The organism is Geobacillus sp. FSL K6-3411, assembly GCF_037965715.1.
GTDB lineage: Bacteria > Bacillota > Bacilli > Bacillales > Anoxybacillaceae > Geobacillus > Geobacillus thermodenitrificans.
The window spans coordinates 2,457,957-2,484,005 of the sequence record NZ_CP150187.1 but is presented as its reverse complement, the minus strand read 5'-3'; the positions used below and the strand labels follow the sequence as shown (position 1 = coordinate 2,484,005).

At 51.0% G+C, this 26,049-nt stretch carries 31 protein-coding genes; 28 read left to right on the top strand and 3 right to left on the bottom strand.

What is annotated here, in order from left to right; genetic code table 11:
- Positions 1 to 174: 174 nt before the first annotated feature.
- Positions 175 to 348, bottom strand: a complete 174-nt coding sequence (locus tag NSQ22_RS12635) for a hypothetical protein (RefSeq protein ID WP_223812889.1) — start codon at positions 346 to 348, stop codon at positions 175 to 177.
- A gap of 230 nt (positions 349 to 578) precedes the next feature.
- Here NSQ22_RS12635 and NSQ22_RS12630 point away from each other — a divergent pair, with 230 nt between their 5' ends.
- From NSQ22_RS12630 to NSQ22_RS12615, 4 genes are all read left to right on the top strand, one after another.
- On the top strand, positions 579 to 1,619 hold the full coding sequence (locus NSQ22_RS12630) for a DUF2332 domain-containing protein (RefSeq protein WP_011887789.1): 1,041 nt from the start codon (positions 579 to 581) through the stop codon (positions 1,617 to 1,619).
- Between the two features lie 102 nt (positions 1,620 to 1,721).
- The gene (gene splB, locus NSQ22_RS12625; protein WP_029761062.1) at positions 1,722 to 2,747 is read left to right on the top strand and encodes a spore photoproduct lyase; all 1,026 of its coding nucleotides are present in this window, start codon (positions 1,722 to 1,724) and stop codon (positions 2,745 to 2,747) included.
- A 132-nt stretch (positions 2,748 to 2,879) separates the two neighbouring features.
- On the top strand, positions 2,880 to 3,305 hold the full coding sequence (mntR, locus tag NSQ22_RS12620) for a transcriptional regulator MntR (protein ID WP_008879826.1): 426 nt from the start codon (positions 2,880 to 2,882) through the stop codon (positions 3,303 to 3,305).
- A gap of 90 nt (positions 3,306 to 3,395) precedes the next feature.
- Entirely contained in the window at positions 3,396 to 4,280 is an 885-nt protein-coding gene (locus NSQ22_RS12615; protein WP_008879825.1) for a patatin-like phospholipase family protein, read from the top strand.
- A 109-nt stretch (positions 4,281 to 4,389) separates the two neighbouring features.
- Here the strand turns inward: NSQ22_RS12615 and NSQ22_RS12610 are convergent, their stop codons facing one another.
- Positions 4,390 to 4,746 carry an SA1362 family protein gene (locus NSQ22_RS12610; RefSeq protein ID WP_008879824.1) on the bottom strand — a complete coding sequence of 119 codons (357 nt, stop codon included), beginning with the start codon at positions 4,744 to 4,746 and terminating at the stop codon, positions 4,390 to 4,392.
- Between the two features lie 22 nt (positions 4,747 to 4,768).
- A complete protein-coding gene (locus tag NSQ22_RS12605; protein WP_171355469.1) occupies positions 4,769 to 5,695 on the bottom strand; it encodes a DUF1385 domain-containing protein in 927 nt (308 codons plus the stop codon).
- 195 nt (positions 5,696 to 5,890) lie between these two features.
- Between NSQ22_RS12605 and NSQ22_RS12600 the strand changes: the two genes are divergently transcribed.
- The 24 genes from NSQ22_RS12600 (at position 5,891) to recN (ending at position 25,829) form a co-directional block, all read left to right on the top strand.
- A complete protein-coding gene (locus tag NSQ22_RS12600; RefSeq protein WP_008879822.1) occupies positions 5,891 to 6,421 on the top strand; it encodes a YqhR family membrane protein in 531 nt (176 codons plus the stop codon).
- Between the two features lie 257 nt (positions 6,422 to 6,678).
- Positions 6,679 to 7,740 (top strand): Xaa-Pro peptidase family protein, encoded by a 1,062-nt coding sequence (locus NSQ22_RS12595; RefSeq protein WP_008879821.1) that lies wholly within the window; start codon positions 6,679 to 6,681, stop codon positions 7,738 to 7,740.
- Between the two features lie 28 nt (positions 7,741 to 7,768).
- Entirely contained in the window at positions 7,769 to 8,326 is a 558-nt protein-coding gene (efp, locus tag NSQ22_RS12590; protein WP_008879820.1) for an elongation factor P, read from the top strand.
- Between the two features lie 196 nt (positions 8,327 to 8,522).
- Entirely contained in the window at positions 8,523 to 8,804 is a 282-nt protein-coding gene (locus NSQ22_RS12585) for a YqhV family protein (protein WP_008879819.1), read from the top strand.
- 61 nt (positions 8,805 to 8,865) lie between these two features.
- A complete protein-coding gene (gene spoIIIAA, locus NSQ22_RS12580) occupies positions 8,866 to 9,786 on the top strand; it encodes a stage III sporulation protein AA (RefSeq protein ID WP_008879818.1) in 921 nt (306 codons plus the stop codon).
- Positions 9,783 to 10,295, top strand: a complete 513-nt coding sequence (spoIIIAB, locus tag NSQ22_RS12575) for a stage III sporulation protein SpoIIIAB (RefSeq protein ID WP_008879817.1) — start codon at positions 9,783 to 9,785, stop codon at positions 10,293 to 10,295. Before spoIIIAA ends, spoIIIAB begins: the two co-directional genes overlap by 4 nt.
- A gap of 17 nt (positions 10,296 to 10,312) precedes the next feature.
- Positions 10,313 to 10,519: a stage III sporulation protein AC gene (gene spoIIIAC / locus NSQ22_RS12570; protein ID WP_008879816.1), complete on the top strand. Its 207-nt coding sequence runs from the start codon at positions 10,313 to 10,315 to the stop codon at positions 10,517 to 10,519.
- Between the two features lie 6 nt (positions 10,520 to 10,525).
- Positions 10,526 to 10,927: a stage III sporulation protein AD gene (gene spoIIIAD, locus NSQ22_RS12565; RefSeq protein ID WP_008879815.1), complete on the top strand. Its 402-nt coding sequence runs from the start codon at positions 10,526 to 10,528 to the stop codon at positions 10,925 to 10,927.
- 12 nt (positions 10,928 to 10,939) lie between these two features.
- Positions 10,940 to 12,103, top strand: coding sequence for a stage III sporulation protein AE (gene spoIIIAE / locus NSQ22_RS12560; RefSeq protein WP_008879814.1), 1,164 nt, complete (start codon positions 10,940 to 10,942; stop codon positions 12,101 to 12,103).
- A gap of 10 nt (positions 12,104 to 12,113) precedes the next feature.
- On the top strand, positions 12,114 to 12,725 hold the full coding sequence (gene spoIIIAF, locus NSQ22_RS12555; protein WP_008879813.1) for a stage III sporulation protein AF: 612 nt from the start codon (positions 12,114 to 12,116) through the stop codon (positions 12,723 to 12,725).
- 5 nt (positions 12,726 to 12,730) lie between these two features.
- The gene (spoIIIAG, locus tag NSQ22_RS12550; RefSeq protein WP_008879812.1) at positions 12,731 to 13,369 is read left to right on the top strand and encodes a stage III sporulation protein AG; all 639 of its coding nucleotides are present in this window, start codon (positions 12,731 to 12,733) and stop codon (positions 13,367 to 13,369) included.
- Between the two features lie 23 nt (positions 13,370 to 13,392).
- On the top strand, positions 13,393 to 13,953 hold the full coding sequence (locus NSQ22_RS12545) for a SpoIIIAH-like family protein (RefSeq protein ID WP_008879811.1): 561 nt from the start codon (positions 13,393 to 13,395) through the stop codon (positions 13,951 to 13,953).
- A 146-nt stretch (positions 13,954 to 14,099) separates the two neighbouring features.
- Positions 14,100 to 14,618, top strand: coding sequence for an acetyl-CoA carboxylase biotin carboxyl carrier protein (gene accB / locus NSQ22_RS12540; RefSeq protein ID WP_008879810.1), 519 nt, complete (start codon positions 14,100 to 14,102; stop codon positions 14,616 to 14,618).
- Between the two features lie 15 nt (positions 14,619 to 14,633).
- Positions 14,634 to 15,989 carry an acetyl-CoA carboxylase biotin carboxylase subunit gene (gene accC, locus NSQ22_RS12535; protein ID WP_008879809.1) on the top strand — a complete coding sequence of 452 codons (1,356 nt, stop codon included), beginning with the start codon at positions 14,634 to 14,636 and terminating at the stop codon, positions 15,987 to 15,989.
- 10 nt (positions 15,990 to 15,999) lie between these two features.
- A complete protein-coding gene (locus NSQ22_RS12530) occupies positions 16,000 to 16,404 on the top strand; it encodes an Asp23/Gls24 family envelope stress response protein (RefSeq protein WP_008879808.1) in 405 nt (134 codons plus the stop codon).
- Positions 16,405 to 16,604: 200 nt separating this feature from the next.
- Positions 16,605 to 16,997, top strand: a complete 393-nt coding sequence (gene nusB / locus NSQ22_RS12525) for a transcription antitermination factor NusB (RefSeq protein ID WP_008879807.1) — start codon at positions 16,605 to 16,607, stop codon at positions 16,995 to 16,997.
- Positions 16,998 to 17,087: 90 nt separating this feature from the next.
- Complete coding sequence (gene folD / locus NSQ22_RS12520) at positions 17,088 to 17,942, top strand: bifunctional methylenetetrahydrofolate dehydrogenase/methenyltetrahydrofolate cyclohydrolase FolD (RefSeq protein ID WP_011887783.1); 855 nt, start codon at positions 17,088 to 17,090, stop codon at positions 17,940 to 17,942.
- An 11-nt stretch (positions 17,943 to 17,953) separates the two neighbouring features.
- Positions 17,954 to 19,300 carry an exodeoxyribonuclease VII large subunit gene (gene xseA, locus NSQ22_RS12515; protein ID WP_008879805.1) on the top strand — a complete coding sequence of 449 codons (1,347 nt, stop codon included), beginning with the start codon at positions 17,954 to 17,956 and terminating at the stop codon, positions 19,298 to 19,300.
- The gene (locus tag NSQ22_RS12510) at positions 19,297 to 19,527 is read left to right on the top strand and encodes an exodeoxyribonuclease VII small subunit (protein WP_008879804.1); all 231 of its coding nucleotides are present in this window, start codon (positions 19,297 to 19,299) and stop codon (positions 19,525 to 19,527) included. Before xseA ends, NSQ22_RS12510 begins: the two co-directional genes overlap by 4 nt.
- 3 nt (positions 19,528 to 19,530) lie before the next feature.
- The gene (locus tag NSQ22_RS12505) at positions 19,531 to 20,424 is read left to right on the top strand and encodes a polyprenyl synthetase family protein (RefSeq protein WP_008879803.1); all 894 of its coding nucleotides are present in this window, start codon (positions 19,531 to 19,533) and stop codon (positions 20,422 to 20,424) included.
- Between the two features lie 264 nt (positions 20,425 to 20,688).
- A complete protein-coding gene (dxs, locus tag NSQ22_RS12500) occupies positions 20,689 to 22,581 on the top strand; it encodes a 1-deoxy-D-xylulose-5-phosphate synthase (RefSeq protein ID WP_011887782.1) in 1,893 nt (630 codons plus the stop codon).
- Between the two features lie 5 nt (positions 22,582 to 22,586).
- Complete coding sequence (locus NSQ22_RS12495) at positions 22,587 to 23,432, top strand: TlyA family RNA methyltransferase (protein WP_171355465.1); 846 nt, start codon at positions 22,587 to 22,589, stop codon at positions 23,430 to 23,432.
- Positions 23,433 to 23,515: 83 nt separating this feature from the next.
- Positions 23,516 to 23,965, top strand: a complete 450-nt coding sequence (argR, locus tag NSQ22_RS12490; protein WP_008879800.1) for a transcriptional regulator ArgR — start codon at positions 23,516 to 23,518, stop codon at positions 23,963 to 23,965.
- Between the two features lie 142 nt (positions 23,966 to 24,107).
- A complete protein-coding gene (gene recN, locus NSQ22_RS12485; protein ID WP_171355466.1) occupies positions 24,108 to 25,829 on the top strand; it encodes a DNA repair protein RecN in 1,722 nt (573 codons plus the stop codon).
- Positions 25,830 to 26,049: the final 220 nt, after the last annotated feature.

Sequence of the window (26,049 nt, the reverse complement as noted above, 5' to 3'; positions counted from 1 at the left end):
ATAGCATCGAAAGTTCTATGAAAGTTAGAAGACAACTTCCGATAAGCCAGGGGCTAGAGCGTATGCGCTTTTCCTTTGTAGTTTGACGTTCGAACTGCTTTTGAGCGGATAAAATTTGGTGTCATGTTGACTAACTTTGCCGTTCACGTATTCGATGACGATGTTCGTGTTGCATCAATCATTCGACAATCGTTCAAACATACGGCGATGGTCGGCCAGTTCGTCTTCGATTTTTTTGAAGTGGCTCCGCACCTCGATGATGAAATGATCCAGCTTGTCCTCACGATGGATTTGCCGTTCCCCGAGGCGGTCAACTCGTTTATGAATCGGTTGCCGTTTTTCCTTCAACACTGCACGAAGCGATCAATCAGCTCGCGAGACAGCGTAACTCTCTCTCGTCCGTTTAGTTTTTTTGCGGTTGCGCGCTTATCATGGTGTATCGCAAAGTCGGATAAATGCTTGAGAGGAAAACGAGTCGGTGGCAACGAAATAGTGAGCGAAAGGATCGAATTGGTTCGTTGGATTCCGATCGAGACGCAAAGAAGTTTGTGAAAGGTTGAAGAAACGAGGGGATCAACTTGAATTTCGCATGGATTGCCGAACGGTTTCGGCGTTTTGCCGTCCATGAATGCCGAGGATCTAGTCCGTTGTATGAACATCTCTCTTTTCACATCGCTGCAGATGAGAAGCTTCTCTGTCTTGCTTCGCACGCTCGCAGCGGCCAGCCAGTTCCCAACTTGTTGTTTGGGGCAGTACATGATTTGCTGTTGAAAGGGTATGAACATGAGTTGCGAGAGTTTTACGGAAGTATCGTTAAGAAGCCACGGCCGCCGGCAACTGCTTTTCCTTATTTCCGTGATTTTTGCCTTTGTTACTGGGAAGATCTGAAAGACATATTGGCTTATCGGCTCGTGCAAACAAATGAAGTCCGGCGCTGTTCGTATTTATATCCTGTTTTTTGCTGGATTTACGAACAAGTGAAAAAGCCTTTGTCACTCATTGAAATTGGCACAAGCGCCGGTTTGCAACTGGTGTGGGATCAGTACCGGTACAATTATGGACAGCAAGGTTCCTATGGAAATGTATATTCTGATGTTCTTATTACCTCAAACATTCATGGAGACAGGTCGCCTTTTTTATTACTGGAAAGCCCGCCGGTTGCCGAACGGATCGGTATCGATTTGCATGTGATTGACTTGAAAAAAGAGGATGATCGACGATGGATGGAGGCGCTCATTTGGCCTGAACATCATGATCGGCGCCAACTGTTTGCACAAGCGGCCCGTCGACTTGAACAAATGCCGGTGCGCCTGATCGAGGGGGACGGGGTCAAACTTCTTGCTGAGATCGTGGCACAAGTTCCGTCGGATACTGTTGTTTGCATTTTCCATACGCATGTCGCAAACCAAATGTCCGAGGAGGCAAAACATATGTTGATGGAACAGATTCACGAAATCGGCTGTCAGCGGGATTTGTTCCATGTGTATAACAACATGTGGGATCGGAAATTGCATCTGGATGGCATGATTGACGGCCGAGAATATCGGAAAATCGTGGCTGAAACCGATGGGCATGGTCGTTGGTTTCGCTGGGAGATGAACATATCAAATTGGGGGTAATGAGCCTTCCATGAAAAATGATGCCAAGCAAAAGAAGCACGCGATTTCCCTCCATCCTTGAATCATACTAACATCAAATACGGAGAACATGGAGGGAAATGAATGAAACCGTTTGTGCCCAAACTTGTGTATTTCGAGCCGGAGGCGTTGTCGTATCCGCTCGGGAAAGAACTGTATGAGAAATTTACGCAAATGGGAATTGAGATTCGGGAGACGACGTCACACAACCAAGTGCGCGGCATTCCTGGAGAGACGGAGCTGGCGCGGTATCGAAACGCGAAATCGACGCTCGTTGTTGGTGTACGGCGGACGCTGAAATTCGATTCCTCGAAGCCGTCCGCGGAGTATGCGATTCCATTGGCGACCGGATGCATGGGCCATTGTCATTATTGTTATTTGCAAACGACATTAGGAAGCAAGCCGTACATTCGCGTGTATGTCAATTTGGACGACATTTTCGCGCAGGCACAAAAATATATTAACGAGCGCGCGCCCGAGATCACCCGTTTCGAGGCGGCGTGCACGTCCGACATTGTCGGGATTGATCATTTGACCCATTCGCTGAAAAAAGCGATCGAGTTTATTGGTGCGACCGACTACGGCCGGCTCCGGTTTGTGACGAAATATGAGCATGTTGACCATTTATTGGATGCCCGGCATAACGGTAAGACGCGGTTTCGCTTCAGCATCAACTCCCGCTATGTCATCAACCATTTCGAGCCGGGAACGTCCTCCTTTGACGGGCGGCTTGCAGCGGCGCGCAAAGTGGCCGGCGCCGGCTATAAACTTGGCTTTGTCGTCGCGCCGATTTACCGGCATGAAGGTTGGGAACGAGGGTATTTCGAATTGTTTCAGGAGCTCGCTCGGCAATTGGAAGGGATGGACTTGTCGGATTTGACGTTTGAGCTTATTCAACACCGGTTTACCAAGCCGGCGAAACGAGTGATTGAGCAACGATATCCGAAAACGAGACTTGACCTTGATGAGACGAAGCGGAAGTACAAATGGGGGAGATATGGGATCGGCAAGTATGTGTATCGTGACGAGGAAGCGAAGGAGCTCGAAGACACAATGCGCCGCTATATTGAACAGTTTTTTCCGGGCGCTTATGTGCAATATTTTACGTAATCCCCTCTGTATGATATAATGGTATTGATTGCTATTTTTTTGCCTGTCAGGAAGTCCAGGGGATACGAATCGTCATGGATGGAATGGCTTCGTTATGCTATGGCAGGTGAACATGGCAGGAGGGGACAAACGTTGCCGACACCGAGCATGGAAGATTATATTGAACAAATTTATATTTTGATTGAAGAGAAGGGCTATGCCCGCGTCTCTGATATCGCGGAGGCGTTGTCCGTCCATCCCTCCTCGGTGACGAAAATGGTGCAAAAGCTCGATAAGGATGAATATTTAGTGTATGAAAAATACCGTGGTCTCGTTTTGACGCCGAAAGGGAAGAAAATTGGCCAGCGGCTCGTTTATCGTCATGAGCTGCTTGAGCAGTTTCTTCGTTTGATTGGTGTCAACGAGGAAAACATTTACCACGACGTGGAAGGGATTGAACATCATTTGAGCTGGAACGCCATCGACCGAATTGGCGATTTAGTGCAATATTTTCAAGAGGACGAACGCCGCATAGAAGCGCTTCGCAATATCCAAAAGCGCAATGAACAAGGAGAGTAAGCCCGTTGCTTGCTCTTTTTTGTTTTCCGTACTAAACGCCTCTCCTTTTTCTTACATATTGTATAAAACGGTGAGAAGGGGGAGGCAGCAGTGGACATCGATATCGTTTTTTCTGGGGGTGGAGTGAAAGGATTTGCCTTGATTGGAGCGTATGAGGCCATTGAGGAAAAAGGGCTGCGCTGGAAACGGCTTGCCGGGACGAGTGCGGGGGCGATGTTGGCCGCGCTGCTAGCGGCAGGCTACAGTGCTCGCGAGATCGCGGACTTGCTTGGGGAGTTGGAACTTAAGCAGTTTTTGGATGAATCGGCGTCATGGCTTCCCTTTTCCATCTGGAAGTGGGTGCGTCTCTATTGGCATCTCGGTCTTTATGAAGGAAAAGTGCTTGAACAGTGGCTTGAGTCGGTGCTTGCCGCCCGTGGGGTGCGGACGTTTCAAGATGTGCCGGCCGGCAGTTTGTATATCGTCGCCTCTGATGTCACAAACGGTCGCATCGTCGTGCTGCCGGACGATTTAAACGAATATGGCATTGACCCGAGCTCGTTTTCCGTCGCCAAAGCGGTGCGGATGAGCGTTAGCATTCCTTATTTTTTCGAGCCGGTTCGCCTCCAAGGGAAAAACGGTACGGCTCTCATCGTCGATGGGGGGGTGTTGAGCAACTTTCCGCTTTTTCTCTTTGATGAGGAAAAGCGGACGAAAAAGCGACCGGTGCTTGGCATCCAGCTGAGCGCTAAGCCAGGCGAGCGACCAAGACAAAAAATCTCCAATGCTTTACATTTGTATGAGGCGCTGTTTGAAGCGATGAAAGAGGCGCATGACGCCCGCTACATTTCCCGCCGCCATGAAAAAAATATCGTCTTTTTACCGGTAAAAAACGTCATTTCGACCGAGTTTTCTGTCGATCCGGAGGTGCGGCGAAATCTTATCGATTACGGGCGCGAGCGGACGCGGCAATTTTTGCAGCAATGGGCATACTAGGTAAGGAACGGTGTGATTGCGACACCCTCGATGAAGAAAATCGGATAATCACGCGCCAAGGAGCATCACCCTTCTCTCGCGGACAGCGGTAGACAAAAAAAGAATCAAGCTAAAACGAAGCTCGATTCTTTTTTTTGCCTTTTTTTCCATCGATCACGGTTAAATGCGGGGTTGCTGTCCGCTTTTTCAGCGGCCGTTTCAGTTTCGCCGGCTTTGGCTGCTTGCGCCCGGAACGGGGATGGAGCTTTTTCGACTGCCGCACCGCTTTTAAATACGACAACCGTTCTTTATCGAATCGACGTTGATACACGAAACGATAAAAGAGATAAATTGCGGCTACAAACATTGCAACAAACAACAGCTGGCGGAACAGCACCGTCGGATGGGCAAAAAGGGTATAGACAATACCAAGCGTTCCAAGCAAGATCATGAGACCGACGAGTGGGTGAATGGCCCTGCGCCGCAATGAATCCACCCCCTTTAGTCAATTACTGTGCCGCTTTTTTCGCTTCAGCTTCCGCTTCCAACTGAAGAAGCTGCTGAAACGAGGCGATGGCCACTTCCACTTGAGCATCGTCTGGTTCTTTTGTCGTCAGCCGCTGCAGCCATAGCCCAGGGTAGCCGAGCCAACGCAGCAGCGGAACATCTCTCAATTTATTTGTAAACTGCAATACTTCAAACGAAACGCCAAGTACAACAGGAATTAAGGCAAGTCGGTTAACAATCCGCAGCCAAAGCGGATCGGTCGGCACGAACAAATAAAGGAATAAGCCGACGATGACCGTAAATAAAATAAAGCTGCTGCCGCACCGATAGTGAAGGCGCGAGGCGCGCTGAACATGCTCAACGGTTAGCGGCCAGCCCGCTTCATAGGCGTTGATGACTTTATGTTCCGCACCGTGGTATTGGAAGACGCGCTTCACAAGCGGCGTTAACGAAATAAAGTAAATATAGCCAAGCAGCAGAGCAAGTTTAAAAACCCCTTCAAGCAAAATCTGTCCTGTCTTCCCGGGGACAAGCGGTTTGAAAGAAGCAGCGGCGAGCGCCGGGATAAGTGTAAAAATCGTTTTGGCGAATAGAAACGACAGTACACCGATGGCCGCAGCGCCGAGAATGAGCGTCAGTTTGGAGCTGCTTTCCTCAACCGCCTCCTGTTCCTCCCCTGGAGCCACCTCATACCGCTCACTCGCAAACTGTAAATGTTTGGCTCCGTTCGCACTCGCTTCGATAATGGCGATGATGCCGCGAACGAACGGAATTTTCTTAAAGGCGGCCAGCGTCGGATTGGCGCGGCGCGGCAAGGAAAAGTATTCAATCGTTCCATCATTGCGGCGAACAGCGGTGACAGAGTGCGTTTTGCCGGCAAACATCACTCCTTCGATGACCGCTTGGCCGCCGTATAACGGTTTATCCATTTGTTTCATCAAGCAAACACCAACCTATTTTTATGTTTATTATTTTATTCTACAGGAAACGTTCGGAAACCTCTAGGTTGATGTTATTGTTATGATTGCCAAAAAATCCATTATTTACACAACGCCAATCATTTTTTTCGCTTGATTCATGGTGCGACAAGCTGTAGGTCATACTAACGGACAAGGAGGTGCAGCATGATGGCGGAACAACAAGGAAAGCTCGAGCAGGAGAAAACAGAGCGGCCCATGACACTCCTGCAAAAAACGATCATTATCGGATTTGTCGGCGGGGTGTTTTGGAGTCTAATCGGCTATTTAGCCCACTTTTTCAACTTTAGCGAAATCAGCCCAAACATGATTTTGACTCCTTGGGTCGCCGGTGAATGGAAACACGGAAAAGTGGGCAACTATGTGGCAATCGTGTTGATCGGTGTCATTTCCATTGCCGCGGCGCTTCTTTACTATGCGTTGCTGCGAAAAATTCGTGGTATGTGGCCAGGCATTTTATACGGTGCTGCGTTGTGGGTTGTGATCTTTTATTTATTCAATCCGTTATTTCCAAACGTCCAACCGGTCGCTGATTTGAACATGAATACAGTCATTACGACACTTTGTTTATACATTTTATACGGGGTGTTCGTCGGATATTCGATTTCCTTTGAGACACAGGAAATGAATCGGGGATCTCAAAGCGCCGGGAAAGAGGCAGCGAAGGAAGGAAGTTGACGAAGAGCTCCTTCATTTAACTTAACAAAAATGATGCCCCTTCTGTAAAACCGATGTATAGCGGAAACTTCTCCTCTTATGGTAAAATAAAGAAGGTTTTCGTGCGATTTGGCATCACGTTATAGCTGGTGACGAACGGTCGTGTCAAGCCGATGAATGGCGCCTCCTTTGGCATGATCGTAACTGAAAAGCCCCCATTTCATGGTCTACTGACGCGTGGGGGAGAGGGCAAATTCACGGGAAGAGGAGAATGAAAGATGGAAAAGCTGGAAAAACTTCGGGCGCTTCTTGAGGAGCAGCATATTGATGGGCTTTTAGTGACAAACGGCTACAATCGACGTTACATCACTGGGTTCACCGGCACGGCCGGCGTCGCGATTGTCAGCCGTGAAGGGGCGGTTTTTATTACAGATTTCCGCTATGTCGAACAAGCATCCAAACAAGTCGAAGGCTTTGAGATTGTTCAACATAGCGGGCCGATCATTGAGGAAATTGCGAAGCAAGTAAAGCGGCTTGGTATCGGAAAGCTTGGCTTCGAGCAGGAACATGTAACGTATGCGGCATATAAAGCGTATGAGGAAGCGATCAGCGCCGAGCTTGTGCCCACGGCTCATGTAGTGGAAAAGTTGCGCTTGATTAAGTCGGAAGCAGAGATTAAGATATTAAAGGAAGCAGCGGAAATCGCCGATGCAGCATTTGCCCATATTTTGTCGTTCATCCGTCCGGGCGTCAAAGAAATCGAAGTAGCGAATGAGCTCGAGTTTTTTATGCGCAAGCAAGGAGCGTCTTCTTCTTCCTTTGAGACGATCGTCGCGTCCGGTTACCGTTCGGCGTTGCCGCACGGGGTGGCGTCAGAGAAAACGATTGAGCGCGGCGAGCTTGTCACGCTTGATTTCGGGGCTTACTACAAAGGATATTGTTCCGATATCACAAGGACGGTTGCCGTCGGCGAAATCAACGACGAACTGAAAACGATTTATGATATCGTCCTTGAGGCGCAGCGGCGCGGTATGGACGGTCTTAAGGCAGGCATGACCGGCAAAGAGGCTGATGCGTTAACGCGCGATTATATCCGCGAAAAAGGGTACGGCGACTATTTCGGCCATTCGACGGGCCATGGCATTGGTCTTGAGATTCACGAAGGGCCGACGCTTTCGTTCCGTTCTGATGTGGTGCTCGAGCCGGGCATGGTCGTCACCGTCGAGCCGGGCATTTATATCCCGGGACTTGGCGGGGTGCGCATTGAAGACGACACAGTCATTACTGGCGACGGGAACGAAGCGCTCACTCATTCGCCGAAAGAACTAATCATTTTATAACGGATTGCGTGAGGAGGAATTTCAGTCAATGATTTCAGTGAACGATTTTCGCACAGGGCTTACGATTGAGGTCGACGGCGAGATTTGGCGCGTCCTTGAGTTCCAGCATGTTAAGCCGGGCAAAGGGGCGGCGTTCGTCCGTTCGAAGCTGCGCAACTTGCGTACCGGCGCCATTCAAGAGCGGACGTTCCGCGCTGGCGAAAAAGTAAACCGGGCACAAATTGATACGCGCAAAATGCAATATTTATACGCTAACGGCGACTTGCATGTCTTTATGGATATGGAAACATACGAACAAATCGAGCTGCCAGCGAAACAAATTGAGTATGAGCTGAAGTTCTTAAAAGAAAACATGGAAGTATTTATCATGATGTATCAAGGCGAAACGATCGGTGTTGAGCTGCCGAACACCGTCGAGTTGAAAGTCGTTGAAACAGAGCCGGGCATCAAAGGTGACACGGCTTCCGGCGGTTCGAAGCCGGCCAAGCTCGAAACCGGTCTTGTCGTTCAAGTGCCGTTTTTCGTCAATGAAGGCGACACGCTCATCATTAACACGGCTGACGGTACGTACGTTTCGCGGGCATAAGCAGCCAAAAAGGGACAGCACCAGTCCGGAAAATTCCGGACTGGTGCTGTTTTTTTATGCATGAAAGCAGATTGGCTGGTTTTCATGCCGCTTTGATGTTCATCTCTGTTTTCACCGCCAAAAACTTCTTCTGAAATGGCTTGTTCCCGCATACGTTTGTACTAATCAATCCCATTTTTCGAAACAGGAGGGGCCTATGAAACATTGGCTGCGATCGTTCGATCCGTCCGTGTTGGCGATGGCCAGTATGCGGATGTTATCGGCGTTCATTGAACTCTGCGCAGCGTTATTGATGTTGGCGTTCAACGATGTCAAAAAAGCGCTCGCCATCAACGCTGGACTCGCCGTCGTCGGCCCGACTGTGATGATCGTGACGATGACGATCGGGCTGCTTTCACTGGCGGACGAGCTTTCGTTTTCCCGTCTTGGACTTGTCGCGCTTGGGGTGGCACTCATTTTGTTTGCTATTTACAAGTAAGGAATAAACGGCATATTCCGCCCATACATATGAACTAGTCCACGAGAAAAGGAGGAGGGCCATGGAAGCGGTATGGGGAATTTTGCCGAAAACGATCGCTATGGCGGTGCAGCAGCTCCCTTCATGGCGTGACGGAATTGAAGAAATCCGTATCCGCGTCTCCCGGCCGCTTGAGGTGATTGCCAACGGAACGGCCCGCTTATTGCCATATGAGGTAACGAAAGAGGATGGCGTGCAGTTACTGAACAAATTGAGCCGTTATTCAATTTATGCTGTCGAAGAAGAGCTAAAGCGCGGGTTTATGACGATCGAAGGGGGGCATCGCGTCGGGCTCGCCGGCAAGGTCATCACAGAAGGCGGCAAGGTGAAGGCCATTCGTGACGTTGCCTCTTTTAATATCCGCATCGCCAAAGAACAAGTCGGCATCGCCGATCCACTGATTCCGTATGTGTATGATGGACGTTGGTGCCACACGATGATCATCGGTTCACCGCAAACTGGAAAAACGACGTTGCTGCGCGACGTAGCGCGCCTTATCAGCAGCGGAACAGAGCGCATCCCAGCGCAAAAGGTGGCGATCGTTGATGAGCGCTCGGAAATCGCCGGCTGTGTGAAAGGGATTCCGCAATTTTCTTTCGGCCCGCGTCTCGATGTGTTGGATGCCTGTCCGAAAGCGGAAGGAATGATGATGATGATCCGCTCGATGAGCCCGGATGTCATTATCGTCGATGAAATTGGGCGTGAGGAAGATAGTGAAGCGGTGCTCGAGGCAGCGAACGCCGGCGTCTCTGTATGGACGACCGTGCATGGTCGCAGCATCAAAGACGTTCAACAGCGGCCGACGCTAGGTTCGGTGATGGAGCAAAAGGTATTTGAACGGTTTATTGAACTGACGAACATCCCCCATCCTGGCGCGATCCGGCGCATTCTCGATGCCAGTGGGACGGTGTTGTATGAACAACGGACGGTGGTAAGCCGATGAAATGGTTTGGTGCATTGCTCATCATTGCCGCATCGACATGGCTAGGATTCGCGGCCGCCCATGCTTTGTATGAGAGACCGCGCCAGCTCCGCCAACTGAAAGCAGCGCTCAGGGCGCTTGAGGCTGAAGTGATGTACGGGCATACGCCGCTCGCTGAAGCGTCTGCCCATATCGCTCGGCAAACGGCTACCCCAGTATGCGAGTTGTTTTTTCGGTTTGCCGAGACGTTGCGCAACGAAGAGACGAGCGTGGTGGAGGCATGGGAGAAAAGTTTACAAGCCTCATGGGGGAAAACAGCGCTGAAACAAGGGGAATTGGAAGTGATGAAGCAATTTGGTGCCACGCTCGGCCAGTATGACCGGCTGACGCAGCAAAAGCAAATCGCGTTGGCGCTCGCCCATTTAGAGCGGGAGGAAGAGGAAGCGATCGACAATCAAGCTCGCTATGCCAAAATGGCGAAAAGTTTAGGTGTGTTGGCCGGGCTGCTGCTCGTTATTTTACTCATGTAGACAGGAGGCAGGAATGAATGGGCATCGATGTCGATATCATTTTAAAAATCGCCGGCGTCGGCATCGTCATCGCGTTTTTGCATACGGTGCTCGATCAGATGGGACGGAAAGAATACGCCCAATGGGTGACGCTGCTCGGCTTTATTTATATTTTGTTTATGGTCGCCTCGATTGTGAGCGATTTGTTCCAAAAAATTAAAGACGTCTTTTTGTTTCACGGGTAGGGGGGATTGGCCATTGATATTTTGCAAATTGTCAGCCTCGGGTTGATTGCGACGTTTTTAGTTGCATTGTTAAAGGAACAAAAATCAAACCTCGCCTTTTTATTAACGGTTTTTGTTGGCTGCACGATTTTCTTGCTGCTTGTTGACCAAATTAGTGAAATTTTGCTGATGCTGCGGGAAATGGCGGAGGGCGCCCATATCCAAATGGTGTACTTAGAAACGATGTTGAAGATTATCGGCATTGCCTACATTGCCGAATTTGCCGCACAAATTTCCAAGGACGCTGGTCAAGGGGCGATTGCCGCCAAAATTGAGCTCGGCGGCAAAATTGTCATTTTGGCGCTTGCTGTTCCGATTTTGACCGCCATTATTGAAGCGGTCGTTAGCCTCATTCCGACGGCACGATAAGGAGGGAACGAATTGAAACGGACAGCGTTCCTTATGGCCGGACTGCTTTTTCTCTTTTTTTGTCCGCTAGTTGTACAAGCTGAAAGCAACGAGCCGTCTATCAGTGAGCAGCTCGCCCGGCTTGATGTGAGCGATATTCGCCGCTATTGGGAAACGATCGTCAACGAATACGGCGGCTTTTTGCCGGAAAGCGAAAAAGGATCACTTGCCGATTTTTTAAGCGGTGAGCGGCAATGGTCGCCTGCTGAATGGCTGAAAGCGCTCACCCGTTACTTATTTTACGAATTGCAAGTAAACGGGAAGTTGCTCGGCACGCTCATTTTGCTCGCTGTATTCAGCACGGTGCTGCAATCGTTGCAAAACGCGTTCGCTCAGCAGGAGGTGAGCAAAATTGCCCAAGCGGTCATCTATATGGTGCTGTTGTTGATTGCTCTAAATAGCTTTCGCCTCGCTGCTGACTATGCACTTGGGGCAGTGCAGACGATGAGCCATTTCATCATCGCTCTCATCCCGCTGCTGCTCGCGCTGCTTGCTTCTTCTGGCGGGGTTGTATCGGCAGCGTTTTTTCACCCGATCATTTTGTTTTTGATGAACACAACAGGGACGGTCGTTGAATATGTCACATTGCCCCTTTTGTTGCTGGCGGCGCTACTTGCTATTGTCAGCACGCTCAGCGACCGGTATAAGGCGACCCAGCTTGCCGATTTGTTGAACAAAGTCGCCCTCGGTTTGCTCGGCATCATTTTAACGGTTTTTCTTGGGGTGATGTCAGTGCGTGGGGCAACAACGGCGGTGGCGGATGGCGTCGCTTTAAGGGCGGCGAAGTTTGTCACCGGCAACTTCATTCCAGTCGTCGGCAAACTGTTTACTGATGCCGCCGATACAGTTGTCGCTGCTTCCATGCTGCTGAAAAACGCTGTTGGGTTAGTTGGGGTAGCGATTTTATTAATGATCGCTCTCTTTCCAGCGGTGAAAATTTTCGCGATTGTCATCGTCTACAAACTATCAGCCGCCTTATTGCAGCCGCTCGGCGGCGGGCCGGTGCTTTCATGCCTCAACATCATCAGCAAAAGCATCGGCTATGTGTTAGCGGCGCTGCTCATCGTATCGCTGATGTTTTTCCTCAGTCTTACGGTTATGGTCATGGCAGGGAACATTACGATGATGGTCCGCTAGGAGGAACGGTATGCAGTTTGTCATTGAATGGGTTACGAACATCATTTTGTTTTTGCTGTTTGCCATCGTCATCGACTTTTTGCTGCCGTCCGGAACGATGCAAAAATATGTCAAAATGGCCATCGGACTCATGCTGTTGCTCGTGATGCTCAGGCCCGTGCTCCAGCTCACCTCGATTGATCCGGAACAGCTAGTCGCTTCGGCAATCGCCCGTTTTTCCGACGGCCAAACGAGCGATGAAACGATAAAAAATCAAATCGAGCAAAAGAAAAAAGAAATACAAGCTTCACAACGCGCATATATTTTAGAACAAATGGCTGTCCAGTTGGAAAACGACGTAAATGAGGAGTTGATGGAAAAGTATGGATTGAAGGCTGATGTCAACATTTACGCTGATGACAAAGAAAGTTGGCGCATGCCGGATGACATCGAGAGGATCGAAGTCGTACTTTCTAAACAACAACCTGCCGGGACGGTGGAGCCGGTCATCATCGATACGACGAAACCACCGGCTTCGCTTGAGGGCGATGCATCGCTGGCCGAAGAGGTGCGCACCTTTCTCGCCGGCAAGTGGGAAGTCGATAAAAATAAAATTGCCGTACAAATTAGGGGGAGGGAATAGGGGGGATGCTCCAGTTTATAAAACGGCTCTTCTCCTCGCCGCCGAAAGAAGGGGACGGGGATGGAGTCCGAAAAAAAATGCCGTTTTCCTATGTTGTGGCCCTGTTGTTGGCCGGCGTTGCGCTTATGGTAGTGAGCCACTTTACGAAAAGTGGGGAAGATGTTCCGGCAACGCCTTCCGCTGAGCAATCAGATGCTCCATCCGAGCCGGCGTTTTTGTCAAGCAAAGAGACGAAAGAGAAAGTGATTGCCGCCTATGAGGAAAGGTATGAAAAAGAATTAAAAGCCGCACTCGAAGCCATTGAAGGAGTGGAGGATGTCACCGTAGTTGTCAACCTTGATTCGACAGAGTTGAAATTATTTGAGAAAAAACGATCGACCCAGAAGCAAACAACGAAGGAAGGCGACAAGGAAGGCGGAAAACGGACGATTGAAAACGAGTCAACCAATGAAGAAGTGATCATTATCCGCAACGGCGAAGAAGAAACGCCGCTTGTTGTCGCCACGAAAAAGCCTGACATTCGTGGCGTGCTTGTCGTCGCTAAAGGAGCGGACAACTTGCAAATTAAAAAATGGATTGTCGAGGCTGTGACGCGAGTGTTAAACGTTCCAAGCTATCGCGTCGCTGTCTTGCCGAAAAAATGACCGGGTAAGGGGAGGAGATCGGCATGTTGAAAAAACAAACCGTGTGGCTGTTGACGATGTTAAGCTTAGTGGTTGTGCTATCGGTCTATTACGTGACGGCGCCAAAAGAGATGGGGGACAGCACAGCGTTTACCACCAATGGTAAAGCAGATAAAACAAAAGAACAGCCAAGTGTCTCCATTGAAGAAACGGGGGCGAAAGACAATCCATCAAAAGCTGACAAAACAGACGATGATTTGTTTATGGCGCTGCGCATGAAAATTGAAGATGAACGAAGCCGGCTGCGCGATGAGCTGAACGCCATCGTCGCTTCGGCGAACGCGACGGCGGAAGAGAAAAATGAGGCGTTGGATAAAATTGAACAGCTGCAAGCTCTGTCTGAAAAAGAAGCGACATTGGAGACACTTATTAAATCAAAAGGCGGTTATGAAGATGTGTTCGTGCGCGCTGATGACGACCAAGTGCGCGTGACGATTAAAGCGAAAGAAAGCTCAGCCAAATCGGCCAACGAAGTGATCCATATGGTGAAAAAGGAAATTCCGGACGCCGAATATGTGACCGTTGAGTTCCAGCCGGCGGGATGAACGTGCTGCTCGATATAGGAGCAGCTTCTTTTTTGCACAAAAACCTTTTGTTTGTCCTATGGTTGTGTGTATAATCGTTATGAGCGCGTTTTATTACCTTCTGCTAAGAATGGACTTCTTGACAATGGAAGAAAGGTGTGAGGTCGATGAAAATTCAAGAAATCCGTGAATTGATTCGGTTGGTTGACCAATCTTCGATCGACGAATTTGTATACGAACAAGGTGAAACGAAAGTACATATGAAAAAAGCCGCGACGGCTGTTGCAGCCGAGCCGACGGTAGCCGTACAGGCGACGCCTGCTGCTCCGGTCGTTGTTGAACCGGCTCCGACAGCTCCTCCGGTTCAAACAGCCGCTCCGGAAGCGCCGGCTCCAGAAGCGGAAAAACCAGCTGCTCCGGAAGTCAAGCAAGCGCCAGAGGGCAACTTCCACCAAATTACGTCGCCGATGGTCGGCACGTTTTACGCTGCTCCGGCGCCAGATAAGCCGCCTTATGTGAAGCCGGGCGATAAAGTGAAAAAAGATACGGTTGTTTGCATTATTGAAGCGATGAAGCTGTTTAATGAAATTGAAGCGGAAGTCGACGGCGAAATTGTCGAGGTGCTCGTGCAAAACGGCCAGCTCGTCGAATACGGCCAGCCGTTATTTTTGGTCAAGCCTGAATAAGGGAGAGAACGGAGAATGATCAAAAAAGTGTTAGTGGCAAACCGCGGGGAAATCGCTGTCCGCATCATCCGCGCTTGCCGCGAGCTCGGCATTGAGACGGTCGCCGTGTTTTCGGAAGCTGATCGCGACGCCCTGCATGTGCAGCTCGCGGATGAGGCGTACTGCATCGGACCGACCGCTTCAAAAGACAGTTATTTAAATTTCACGAACATCATGAGCGTCGCCACGCTAACCGGTTGTGACGCCATTCACCCGGGTTACGGATTTTTGGCGGAGAATGAGGCATTTGCCGAGCTGTGCCGTGAGTGCAATGTTACGTTTATCGGTCCGAGTCCGGAAGCGATTACAAAAATGGGCATTAAAGATATCGCTCGCGAGACGATGCGTGAAGCCGGCGTGCCGATCGTGCCCGGATCGCGCGGAGTGATTGAAAGCATTGATGAAGCGCGGGCCATCGCCGCAGAGATCGGCTACCCGGTCATCATTAAAGCGACGGCCGGCGGCGGCGGAAAAGGGATTCGCGTCGCCCGCAACGAAGAGGAGCTCATCAAAGGGATTAACATCACTCAGCAAGAAGCGGCAACTGCATTCGGCAATCCAGGCGTGTATATTGAAAAGTATATTGAAGATTTTCGCCATGTTGAGATTCAAGTGCTGGCCGATTCGTACGGCAATACGATCCATCTCGGCGAGCGCGACTGCACGATTCAGCGCCGGCTGCAAAAGCTTGTTGAAGAAGCTCCATCGCCAGCGCTCGATGATGAGATTCGCCAAAAAATGGGCGAAGCGGCGGTCAAGGCGGCAAAAGCGGTCAATTACACCGGCGCCGGCACGGTTGAATTTATTTTCGACCACCGGAACAACGAGTTTTATTTCATGGAGATGAATACGCGCATTCAAGTCGAGCATCCAGTCACCGAGTTGATCACTGGCGTCGATTTAGTGAAAGAGCAAATCCGCATCGCATCCGGTGAAAAGCTGTCCCTCACCCAAGAGGACGTCGTCTTTAACGGTTGGGCGATTGAATGCCGCATCAACGCGGAAAATCCGGCGAAAAACTTCATGCCGTCGCCGGGGAAAATCGCCATGTACTTGCCGCCAGGTGGGCCGGGTGTGCGCGTCGATTCCGCTGCTTATCCAGGTTATGCGATTCCGCCGTATTACGACTCGATGATCGCTAAATTGATCGTCCATGCACCGACGCGCGAGGAAGCGATCGCCCGCATGAGACGAGCGCTTGGCGAGTTTATCATCGAAGGCATTCATACGACGATTCCGTTCCACATAAAATTAATGGAGCATGAGAAATTTCAAAGCGGCGAGTTTAATACAAAGTTTTTGGAGTTATATGATATTATGAAGGCGGAATAGGAGGTGCCTTATGTCTGAACATGTGTTTGAACCCAGTCAGGAGTATGCTGGGCTTGGCAAAGTGGAAATCGCACCGGAGGTCATTGAAGTGATCGCCGGCATCGCGGCGAGCGAAGTTGACGGCATCGCGCAAATGCGCGGCAATTTCGCCGCCGGCGTCGCGGAACGGTTCGGCAAAAAATATCATGGCAAAGGTGTGAAAGTCGACTTGCGCGACGACGGCGTCGTGATCGATCTGTACTGTCTTGTTCAATTCGGCGCATCGATTCCAAACGTGGCGAAAAAAGTGCAAGAAAATGTGCGCCAAGCGCTTTGGAACATGACTGGCTTGGAAACGAGCGAAGTAAACGTCCACATTGTCGGCATCCAGTTTGAGACCGGAAAGCCGGAGCAAGATGCGGTCGAACAACGGTAACGCAACAAAAGGCAGCTGCTTTCGAAGCAGCCGCCTTTTGTTTTTTTCGCCAAAGTTTGTTATTGTAATGAACGGGGCCGTTAGCACGGCTAGCGGTAGCAAACCGGTATCGCTAATGATTTGTGGGAAAGGGCTGGCTTTTTCCGAAAAATATGATATGATTTCAATATAAATGTTCGTGTTTAGGGAGGAGGAAGGTAATGAAGCGGCATGAAGCACGCGAAAAGGCGTTACAGGCGCTATTCCAAATCGATGTTGGTCACATTCCTCCTGATGAGGCGATCGGCAATGTGACAGGAAGCGGCGAAGTGGATCCGTTTTTGCGCCAGCTCGTATTCGGTGTTATTGAGCACCGGGCGGAAATTGACGAGCTGTTGCGCTCGAATTTGGAAAAATGGAAGCTCGAGCGGGTCGCCAATGTTGACCGGGTTATTTTACGAATGGCGACGTATGAAATGAAATATGTCGATGACGTGCCAGTGAGTGTCAGCCTCGATGAGGCGGTTGAACTAGCGAAAAAATTTGGCGATTGGAAATCCGGAAGCTTTGTCAACGGCGTGCTTTCAAAAGTGAAAGCGGCGTTGCAAAAGTAACAACCGCAAGCAGCAAACGAAGTTTCGATTTACCTAGGTGTAGGCGGACTCATATTGACCAATGAATGAGGAGAGGGGAAGCGAGACACAATGACAGCACAAATCATTAGCGGAACGGAATTGGCAAAAACGATTCGCGCCGAATTGGCGGATGAAGTAGCAAAGTTAAAGGCAAACGGCATCGAACCGGGACTGGCCGTCATTCTTGTTGGCGACGACCCCGCATCGCATTCCTATGTGAAAGGAAAACAAAAAGCGTGTGCCGAAGTCGGCATTCGTTCACTCCTTTACACATTTCCGGCCACGATCAGCGAAGAAGAGTTGCTCGCCAAAATTCAAGAGCTGAACGCTGATCCGACAGTGCACGGCATTTTAGTGCAGCTGCCGCTACCTGCTCATATTCGCGAGTGGTCGGTGATTGAAACAATCGCTCCGGAAAAAGATGTCGACGGGTTTCATCCGATTAATGTTGGAAAAATGATGATCGGCCAGCCGGCGTTTCTTCCGTGCACCCCGCACGGCGTACTGGTGATGGTCAAATCGGCGGGCATCGACATCGCCGGAAAGCATGTTGTCGTCGTCGGACGCAGCAATATCGTCGGCAAGCCGGTCGGCCAGCTGTTTTTGCGTGAACATGCGACCGTCACCTACGCTCACTCGAAAACACCGGATTTGGCCGCCATCACCCGCCAGGCTGACATTTTAATCGTTGCTGTCGGCAAGGCACGCCTTATCGGCCCGGAACATGTGAAGCCGGGAGCGGTCGTCATTGACGTCGGCGTCAACCGACTGGAGAGCGGCAAATTGTGCGGTGATGTCGATTTCGACGCCGTCAAAGAAGTGGCCAGCTATGTGACGCCGGTGCCGGGAGGGGTCGGGCCGATGACGATTACGATGCTGTTGCACAATACGATGGAAGCAGCACGGCAGCTCGCTGCGAAGTGAGGGCGTTTTTTGTGGAAGTAAAATACGTGACCGTCGGAGCGCTGACAAAATACATCAAGCGCAAATTCGACGTTGATCCCCATTTGCGCGATTTATGGATAAAAGGTGAGATTTCAAACTTTAAACAGCATTCGCGCGGCCATATGTACTTTACATTAAAAGATAGCGAGGCGCGCATCGCTGCGGTCATGTTCGCCGGCTACAATCAGCATTTGCCGTTCCGCCCCGAAGACGGAATGAACGTGCTCGTACGTGGGGAAATTTCCGTCTATGAACCGAACGGCAACTATCAACTATATGTGAAAGAAATGCAGCCGGAAGGCATCGGCCGCCTATATTTAGCGTACGAACAGCTGAAACAGCGGCTTGAAGCGGAAGGGCTGTTTTCGTCGGCTCATAAAAAGCCGCTGCCAGCGTTTCCGCGCTGTGTCGGCGTCGTCACGTCACCGACCGGGGCGGCGGTGCGGGATATTATGACGACGATTCGTCGTCGCTATCCGCTCGCGAAAGTCATTTTATTTCCAGCGCTCGTGCAAGGGGAAGGGGCAGCGCCGTCGATCGTGCGCGCTATCGAGCGGGCGAATGATTTTAGCGAGGTTGACGTGCTTATCGTCGGTCGCGGGGGCGGCTCGATTGAAGAGCTGTGGGCGTTTAACGAAGAAATCGTCGCCCGCGCCATTTTCGCTTCCCGCGTGCCGGTCATTTCCGCCGTCGGCCACGAGACGGATTTTACCATCGCCGATTTTGTCGCGGATTTGCGGGCGCCAACGCCGACGGCGGCGGCTGAGCTGGCAGTGCCGCACATCGGGGAGTTGGCTGAGCGGATCGCCGAGCGGAAATGGCGGCTCATCCGTGCCATGAAAGAGCGGCTGGCGGCCAACCAGGAGCGGCTCGCTCGACTACAGGCGTCGTACGCATTCCGCTATCCGAAGCGTCTTTATGAACAAAAAGAGCAGCAGCTCGACGCGTTGCTCGAACGACTCGCCCGCCAACGCGAACGGCTGGTGGATAAAAAACGCCAGCGGCTGCGAGAATTGCACCTGAGACTGTGGCGCCATCACCCGGAGGCGGAGCTTGAGCGGATGAAAGAGCGGCAAAAAGCGACCGCCGTCGCGCTTGAAAAAGCGATGCGCACCGCCTTGGAGCGCCATGCGTTCCGCTTTCGTTCCCATGTCGCTCGGCTGGAAGCGCTCAGCCCGCTCCGCATCATGGAACGCGGCTATAGTTTGGTGTACAATGAGCGGCACGAGCTTGTGAAACGGATCGGTCAACTCCAGGTCGGTGAGCGCCTGTCCATCCGGGTTCAAGACGGACAAGTCGATTGCCAAGTGATGGGAGTGGAGGAAAAAACGACATGAGCGAAGAAAAAGAAATGACGTTTGAAGAAGCAATGAAACAGCTGGAATCGATCGTTGAAAAATTGGAAGAGGGAAACGTGCCGCTTGAAGATGCCATTGCCTTTTTTCAAGAAGGCATGAAACTGTCGAAACTTTGCCATGATAAATTGCAGCACGTTGAAAAACAGCTCGAGTATATGTTGCGCGAAGACGGCGAGCTCGTTCCTTTTTCGCCAGAGGAGGCATGACAGGTGGCGTCGCTTGAGATTGAACAATTTTTAAACGAGCAAAAACAGGCTGTTGAGGCGGCATTGTCTCGCTACATTGCTCAGCTTCATGGTCCGGAGACGCTGAAAAAAGCGATGGCTTACTCGCTTGAAGCCGGCGGCAAGCGCATTCGCCCGCTCTTGTTGTTGTCAACGATTCAAGCGCTCGGCCAAAATCCGTCGCTCGGCCTGCCGGTGGCTTGCGCGATTGAAATGATCCATACGTATTCGCTTATCCATGACGATTTGCCGAGCATGGACAATGATGATTTACGGCGCGGCAAGCCGACAAACCATAAAGTGTTTGGTGAGGCGATGGCCATTTTGGCGGGAGATGGGCTGTTGACGTACGCGTTTCAATTGATCGCCGAGATCCATGATGAACGTGTGCCTGTTGATGTCCGACTGCAGTTGATCGCAGAGCTGGCGAAAGCGGCTGGCCCGGAAGGGATGGTGGCCGGGCAAGTCGCTGATATGGAAGGAGAAGGAAAAACACTGGCGCTCGCCGAACTGGAATACATCCACCGTCACAAAACCGGAAAAATGCTGCAATATAGTGTGCATGCCGGGGCGCTACTCGGTGGCGCCGATGCCCGGCAAATGCGCGAGCTTAACGAATTTGCCGCTCATTTAGGTCTCGCCTTTCAAATTCGTGACGATATTCTTGACATTGAAGGAACGGAAGAGAAAATTGGAAAACGGGTCGGCAGCGACCGTGAAAATCATAAGGCCACCTACCCGGCGCTGCTGTCGCTTGCCGGTGCAAAAGAAAAACTGGCGTTTCATATTGATGCGGCGAAGCGTCATTTACAGCAAGCTGATGTTGATGGTGCCACGCTCGCCTATATTTGCGAACTTGTCGCTGTCCGCGACCACTAATCATGAGACAGCCGCCTTCGCTCCGCGTTTGTTTTGATTCGGAACCGAAGGCGGCTGTTTTTTGTTCTCCGTTCGACAAGTAGGTGCCACAACTCCCCGCCCGATTCTTTCTGCATTTCTTTTGTGCTATACTCACAGAACGGACGGCATGGCCTTGCTTCATCGGCAAAAGTCGATTTTTCGTGCCGAATCATGTATAATAATACTACCTGTATCATGGGAGAACCGGCTCGGAGAACGACCAAATGAAAGCGAGTGATCTTGTTGGACTTAACGAAAATTGAACATCCGCGCGTGGTAAAAACCATGTCGATTCCCCAGCTGAAACAGTTAAGCGCCGATATCCGGCGATTTTTAATTGAAAAGCTGTCGAAAACAGGCGGACATATCGGTCCAAATTTAGGGGTCGTCGAGCTGACGATCGCCCTTCATCGGGAGTTTGACAGCCCGAAAGATAAGCTCATTTGGGACGTCGGCCATCAGTCGTACGTGCATAAAATTTTGACCGGGCGCGCCGCCGAGTTTGATACGCTTCGGCAATATAAAGGGCTGTCGGGGTTTCCGAAGCGGAGTGAAAGCGAGCATGATGTCTGGGAAACCGGTCATAGCTCGACATCGCTGTCGGCAGCGATGGGAATGGCGATCGCCCGCGATTTGAAAGGGACGGATGAATACATTGTGCCGATTATCGGCGATGGAGCGTTGACCGGTGGGATGGCGCTTGAGGCGCTCAACCATATCGGTCATGAAAAAACGGATATGATCGTGATCTTAAACGATAATGAAATGTCCATCGCCCCGAACGTCGGAGCGTTGCACAACATTCTTGGCCGACTGCGCACCGCCGGCAAATACCAATGGGTCAAGGACGAGCTCGAACTGTTGCTCAAACGCATTCCGGCGGTCGGCGGCAAGTTGGCGGCGACCGCTGAGCGGTTGAAGGACAGTTTAAAGTACTTGCTCGTTTCCGGCGTGTTTTTTGAGGAGCTTGGGTTTACGTATTTAGGTCCGGTTGACGGCCACGATTTTGAGGATTTGCTTGAAAACTTGCGCTATGCGAAGAAGGTGAAAGGCCCGGTTCTTGTGCACGTGATCACGAAAAAAGGGAAAGGCTACAGCCCGGCAGAAAATGACAAAGTCGGCACGTGGCACGGCACAGGGCCATACAAAATCGAAACTGGCACCTTTGTCAAGACAAAAGAAGGGGGACCGTCATGGAGCGGGCTGGTCAGTGAAACAGTACGCCGGATTGCCCGCACTGACCCGCGCATTGTCGCCATTACACCGGCGATGCCGGTTGGTTCGAAGCTTGAAGGGTTTGCGAGCGAATTTCCGGATCGGATGTTTGATGTTGGCATCGCCGAACAGCATGCGACGACGCTTGCGGCCGGACTGGCAACGCAAGGGATGAAACCGTTTTTGGCCATTTACTCGACGTTTTTGCAGCGGGCATATGATCAAGTGGTTCATGACGTATGCCGGCAAAATTTAAACGTCTTTTTCGCCATTGACCGCGCCGGACTTGTCGGTGCTGACGGCGAAACACATCAAGGGGTGTTTGACATCGCCTTTTTGCGCCATGTGCCGAACCTTGTTTTGATGATGCCAAAGGATGAAAACGAAGGCCAGCATATGGTGTACACTGCCCTCCGCTATGATGACGGGCCGATCGCCATGCGTTTTCCGCGCGGTAACGGACTTGGCGTTCCGCTTGATGAGGAACTGAAAGAAATTCCGATCGGCACATGGGAGGTGCTGCGCGACGGCAGCGATGCGGTGATTTTAACGTTTGGGACGACGATTTCGATGGCGCTTGAGGCGGCTGAACAGTTGGCGAGAGACGGCGTGTCGGTGAAAGTCGTCAATGCCCGCTTTCTGAAGCCGATGGATGAAGCGATGCTTCACGAATTGCTCGAGAGCCGTCTGCCGATATTAACGATTGAAGAGGCGGTCTTGCAAGGCGGTTTTGGCAGTTCCGTGCTTGAATTTGCCCATGACCATGGCTACCACCAGGCGGTCATTGAACGGATGGGCATTCCTGATCGCTTTATCGAGCATGGAAGTGTCAGCGAGCTGCTGGACGAAATCGGGCTGACGGCAGCCCATGTCGCTGATCGCATCAAAACGATTATGCCAAGAAAACAGAAAAGGGCTTGAGAAAGATGAAAGGAAAGAAAGAACGGCTCGATGTGTTGCTTGTTGAACGCGGGTTGGTAGAAACGCGGGAAAAGGCGAAGCGGGCCATCATGGCCGGGCTTGTCTATTCAAACGATGTCCGGCTCGAGAAACCCGGAGAAAAAGTGCCGGCTGACATCCCGCTTGAGGTGAAAGGCAATCCGCTTCCATATGTCAGCCGCGGCGGCTTAAAATTGGAAAAAGCGTTGCGTGAGTTTCAGATCAGCGTTGAAAATAAAATTGTGCTTGATATCGGCGCGTCGACTGGCGGATTTACTGATTGTGCTTTACAACACGGAGCGAAGTTATCGTACGCCGTTGACGTCGGCTATAACCAGCTCGCGTGGAAGCTTCGTCAGGACGAGCGCGTCGTTGTCATGGAGCGAACGAACTTCCGTTACGTGACGCCAGATTTGTTTACAAAAGGGATGCCGGAAGTAGCGGTTATTGACGTATCATTCATTTCGCTTCGACTCATTTTGCCTGTCGTTAAGACGGTTATTGTGCCGGGCGGTGATGTGATCGCCCTCGTCAAGCCGCAGTTTGAAGCCGGCAAGGAAAACGTCGGTAAAAAAGGGATCGTCCGCGATCCGGATGTTCATCGGGAAGTGCTTGAGTCGATCGTTCAATTTGCCTGTGCCGAAGGGTTCGATATCCTCCATTTGTCTTATTCGCCAATCACCGGCGGCGACGGCAACATTGAGTTTTTGCTTCATGTCGTCTATTCTGGTGGAGAGAAAGGCGAAAATCGTCTTTCGGCGCCGATCGCCCATATCGTGAACGAGGCGCACGATCGCTTGCGGACCGGACAACGAGAATCAGATGCTAAATAAGCGTCTTCTGTGAAAAAGGTGGGCCCCTGCAGGGCGGAACGGGCAGAAAACCTGCATCTTTGAACATAAGGAGGTGGCTCGATTTGAACAAAGGGCAACGGCATATAAAAATTCGCGAAATTATTATGAACAGCGACATCGAAACGCAAGACGAGCTCGTCGACCGGCTGAAAGAAGCGGGCTTTAACGTTACTCAAGCGACCGTATCGCGCGATATTAAAGAGATGCAGCTCGTCAAAGTGCCGATGGCTAACGGCCGCTATAAATACAGCCTTCCGTCCGATCAGCGCTTCAATCCGTTGCAGAAGCTGAAACGGGCGCTTGTCGACGTGTTCATTAAGCTAGATGGAACCGGCAACTTGCTCGTGCTGCGGACGTTGCCGGGCAACGCTCACGCCATCGGTGTCTTGCTCGACAATTTGGATTGGGGTGAAATCGTCGGCACGATTTGCGGTGACGATACGTGCCTCATTATTTGCCGGACGCCGAAAGATGCAAAAAAAGTGTCCAACCAGCTGCTGTCAATGCTCTGACCGAGGACCGGCCCGACGTTCCCCCCGTGCTAGGGAGAAGGAAAACGGGAACGGTCCTCAATTATGAACGTGAACGCATGTTCGATAACAAGAATGAAGATGGACAACATACGCGCCATTCGAACGTTCAAGGGGTGATGGGATGCTCGCCGAGCTGTCGATTAAAAATTTCGCGATCATTGAATCGCTATCTTTGTCCTTTGACAAAGGACTGACAGTGTTAACCGGCGAAACAGGGGCTGGTAAATCGATCATCATTGATGCGATTCATCTATTGATCGGCGGGCGCGGTTCCGCCGAATTTGTCCGTTTCGGCGCGGAAAAGGCAGAAATCGAAGGGCTGTTTTTGCTTGATGATGACCGCCACCCATGTTGCCAAAAGTGCGCTGAGGTCGGCATCGATGTGAGCGAAGGAATGGTCGTTTTGCGCCGCGACATTTTGGCTAACGGCAAAAGCGTCTGCCGCATTAACGGCAAGCTGGTGACGACCGCCATATTGCGGGAAGTTGGAGCGACGCTTGTCGATATTCACGGTCAGCATGAGCATCAAGAGCTGATGGATCCGTCGCGTCATTTACCGCTTCTTGATGAATTCGGCGGTGCGGAGATGGCGGAGGCGCTCGCACGCTACCGCGCTGTCTATGAACAGCATGAAGCGTTGGTGAAAAAATTAAAAAAACTGAGTGAAAATGAACAGCAAATGGCGCATCGGCTTGATTTATTGACATTTCAGCTGCGCGAAATCGAACAGGCCTCACTCGAGCTCGGAGAAGACGAACGGCTGATGGAAGAAAAAGTGCGCATTGTCAACTTTCAAAAGATATACAGTGCCATCCAAAAAAGCTATGAAGCGCTCTCCGGTGAAGGACGCGGCCTTGATTCGATCGGGGAAGCGATGGGCCACCTCGATGATGTCGCCCCGATGGATGCTGCGCTGAAGGAGGCGTACGAAACAGTTGCCAACAGCTACTACTTGCTTGAAGAAGTGATGTACAAGCTGCGCGACCAGCTCGAGGAGCTTGAGTATGACCCGGCGCGGCTTGACGCCATCGAAAGCCGCCTCGCTGAAATCCAACAGTTAAAACGAAAATACGGCGCAACGATCGCTGATATTTTGCAATATGCTGAGGCGATTGCTGAGGAAATCGAGACGATTGAAAACCGTGAGACGCATGTGCATGAACTTGAGCGGCAGCTTGCAGCAGTGACAAGCGATTTGCTGATGGAGGCGGAAAACGTGACCAACGTTCGCCGCACTTACGCCCGGGAGCTGATTGAACGCATTCACCAAGAGTTAAAAGATTTGTACATGGAGAAGACGCAGTTTGACATCATCTTTGCGAAACGTGAAGGACCACTCGATGCTCCATTGGTTGATGGCGTGCCGGTTAAGTTTCACGAAGATGGCATCGACGTCGTTGAGTTTTACATTTCGACGAACGTCGGCGAGCCGTTGAAACCGCTCGCTAAAGTTGCTTCGGGCGGTGAATTGTCACGGATTATGTTAGCGTTGAAAACGATTTTTTCCAAACATCAAGGGGTGACGTCGATTATTTTCGACGAGGTGGATACAGGCGTCAGCGGTCGTGTCGCCCAAGCGATCGCCGAAAAAATTTACCGCATTGCCAGCGGTTCACAAGTGCTTTGCATTTCTCACCTGCCGCAAGTGGCTGCCATGGCGGACACGCATTTATTCATCGCCAAAGAAACGGACGGAACGCGGACGAAAACAGTGGTGAAAAAGTTGGATGAGGAGGAGAAGGTGAAAGAAATCGGGCGAATGATTTCCGGCGTCGAAATGACGGAGTTGACAAAACAGCATGCCAAAGAACTGTTAGAACTGGCGGCCAAAATGAAACAATAACATTTACTTCCAGACCGTGTGCGGTTGCTTGATTTGTGCTGAGTCTTTCCCTCACCAAACCGTCTGATTTGACGGCAGGCGTTTGATGTGCTGCTGGGATGTAATGCTATCCATCCTAGGCAGCTTTTTTTATTCGTGCCGCGATTATATTTTCCCCTGTTCAGGCAAAATTAAAACTGTAACCGTTTTTGTATGGTGTAGGCGGGAGCGAGGAGAGTGA